Genomic DNA, 1,716 nt, shown 5'->3' with positions numbered 1-1,716 from the left:
TTCATCTCTGGCATGTGATTATCCATCAAGATAAGGTCATAGTCGTTGTCACGTGCCTTTTCTACAGCAACTAGCCCGTTTTCTGCGACATCTACTGTGTGCCCTAACTTTTCGCAAAAGCCTTTCGCTACCAAAGCATTTACGCGGTTATCTTCTGCCAACAAAATGCGCAAGTTCTGAGTGCTTCGGGTTTGAACTGGCGTATGCTGCGGGCTCGGTTTTTCGCTTTCATTCCATGGTATCGGCAAAGTGACAATAAACTGCGTGCCGACCCCTTCTACGCTCTTTAAGGTAATAGAACCACCCATAAGTTCAGTGAGCTTTTTAACGATGGCCAACCCTAAACCCGTTCCTCCAAACCTTCTGGTAGTTGAAGAATCTGCTTGCTCAAAGGAGTTAAATACTCGCCCTTGTTTATCGGGCGCGATACCGATCCCCGTATCACTGACGATGATCAACAGCTGTTTGTCTTCACTATTTAACTCGGTACGAATCAGTACGTACCCTTCATTGGTAAACTTCACGGCGTTACCCGCCAAATTAAACAGAATTTGGCGAAGTCGAGCACAATCGCCTGTGAACTCGGTGTTGTTCGGAACGTCGTTCTCAACAATCAGCTCAATGCTTTTTTCATCTATTAACGGTTGTATGGCGCTGCAAACCGGAGTTAAGACTTGCTCAAGATGAAACGGGGCCTCTTCCAGTTCTAGCTTATTTTCCTCAACTTTAGAAAAGTCCAAGATGTCGTTGAGGATAGTCATTAAATGCTGCCCTGAATCCAGAATCACCTTAATGTGCTCTTTGGTGACGGGCTCTTTGGTTTCCTCTGCAATCAACTGAGAAATCCCGAGCACCCCATTCATTGGCGTTCTTAATTCGTGACTCATTGCAGCAAGAAAGCTGGATTTAGCTTTCGCCGCTCGCTCTGCTTTGTCAGTCTCGGCTTCCAACTCCGAGTTAAGCTGCTTCAAGTTGTGCATTCGGTATTGCAGTTGATACAAGAACGACCCGACTAACAACATCACTGCGACAAACACAAACAGCCAAGTGAAGCGCGCCTCATTTTGGGCGAGATCAAGAAGTGAGTGCTCGGCCTCTTCCACAAACACAAAGTAATTGTGATCCAGTAGCTCATTGGTCAACAGCTCGATTTTTTTATCGCTTTCATGTAAGCGCCCCAAAAAGTTCGCGCCACTTTCGCTTTGCTCCCCACTTTGATTCACTAAGTCGCGGCTAAAAAACTCGACGTAATGCTTGTCTAATTGCGTTTCACCAATGTGCGTCGAAAACTCCTCTTCATAGATGTCCAACAGCATCAGCAAGGCATATTGATTTTCGACTTGTACCCCAATCAACATGTCTAATTGCGAAGTGGTTTGAATAACCCGTTGCTCAAACTTGGCTAACGTCTGTTGTATTTTCTGGCGGTTGCGTGAGATGGGAAACCAAACGGCGTTATCGAAGGTATCAGCCAATTTTTCCGCTTCCACTTCAATATCAACCAACGATTTAGTGAGCTCGAAGTTCTTTCGCTCCTTGATGGCATACTGATTCACAATCACATCGCGTTCTTCAATCAGCTGATGGCCGACCTCAGAAAGCGCGCTATGAAGTTGTTGCGTACTCTTGGAATTAATGTGAGCCATGTAGGCAAAGGTGCACGCCACCAGCATCGCAATAAATAAGCATGAATTGACCAACCTAAACTTATTCATT

At 45.6% G+C, this 1,716-nt stretch carries 1 protein-coding gene; it reads right to left on the bottom strand.

The genetic code is table 11. The features are described 5' to 3' along the window. On the bottom strand, positions 1-1,715 hold a 1,715-nt coding region (locus tag R7035_RS25165; RefSeq protein ID WP_318146320.1), incomplete at its 3' end, for an ATP-binding protein. Position 1,716: the final 1 nt, after the last annotated feature.

Source organism: Vibrio sp. 1731 (genome assembly GCF_033339955.1).
GTDB classification, from domain to species: domain Bacteria; phylum Pseudomonadota; class Gammaproteobacteria; order Enterobacterales; family Vibrionaceae; genus Vibrio; species Vibrio alginolyticus.
The sequence above is the reverse complement of the archived record's forward strand: the minus strand, read 5'-3'. Positions and strand labels throughout refer to the sequence as shown.